Genomic DNA, 1,126 nt, shown 5'->3' on the forward strand with positions numbered 1-1,126 from the left:
CAGCACACTGGGCGGCAATTGGGCGTTGCCTTTTAGCTGCTCCAGCCAAAACTCTGCCCCCTTGAGCGGGTCTTGGCGGTTACTGGGGTCAAACAAGACCAGCGAAGCATTCACATGGTCGAAAAAAATAGAGTGGATGGAGCGATACACATGCTGACCCGCCAGATCCCACAGGACCGCTTCGCACTGCGTGCCGTCCTCGCGGATTTTGCCCAATTCATCAATGACCCAGAACTGCTGACCGTGAGTGGAGGCATGTTCTTTGAACTCATTGTGGGCTAACCGATAGCCTAAACCCGTTTTGCCTACACCAGAGTCTCCTACAAGGACGAGTTTAGCAGTGGTGTAACGGACGGAAACATTGCCAACCTGTCCAAGTAGAGCTTTGTAGTCAATTTCCCAAACACGTATAACGTCATCTGTTTTGCCTTGTGTAGCAAGGAATGGTAACTGTGGATGAAATGCAAGGCATGAACCGTATTTTGATGAAAAGTCAGACAGGATTGCTACTGTTTCACCATTGTCACATCGCCATATCCGAAGAATATTGTCGCGAGAACTTGAGGCTAAGATCAGACCATCTTGCGATAGTCCAATGTGGTCTATCGTAGCAATGTGTCCTTCAAGGAGAATTTCCTCTCTCCAAGTTGCAATATCACGAATCTGTAAAGCATTACTACCAGTAACAAATGCGAGTTTTCGACCATCTGGTGATATTGATAGTTCAGAGCTATTTAAGCTTCCAATCTGATGATGAAATCTTCGATCTTGTGAAACTAAAGTGGTTGTATTATCTTGATCAACATTCCAGGCTCTAATAATACCGTGATCGTCGCAAGAGAAAAGAGTCTTTCCATCTTTCGACCAAGCTACACGAAAGGCAGAAAAATTGTGTTCTGGAGAGGTTTGATGCACTTTATCTGCTTGAACATCCCATAGCCAAATTGTTTTATCAGCAGCTCCCCAAGCTAAGATTCTTCCACTTGGTGACCAAGCCAAACTATAAACAGCACCTATCTGAAGTATTTTGAACGTTTCCCCTGATTCTTTATCCCAAAGTCTAACCGTCTTGTCCCAAGAACCTGATGCAAGGATTTGACCATTCGGAGACCATGCTAGTTCAGTA

General features: G+C 45.2%; 1 protein-coding gene. It reads right to left on the bottom strand.

Annotation, left to right across the window (positions count from 1 at the left end):
* Positions 1–1,126: WD40 domain-containing protein (locus tag ACR6Z4_RS32170; RefSeq protein ID WP_479721393.1), on the bottom strand; the 1,126-nt coding region annotated here is incomplete at both ends.

The organism is Calyptranema fuscum S582 (assembly GCF_055793305.1).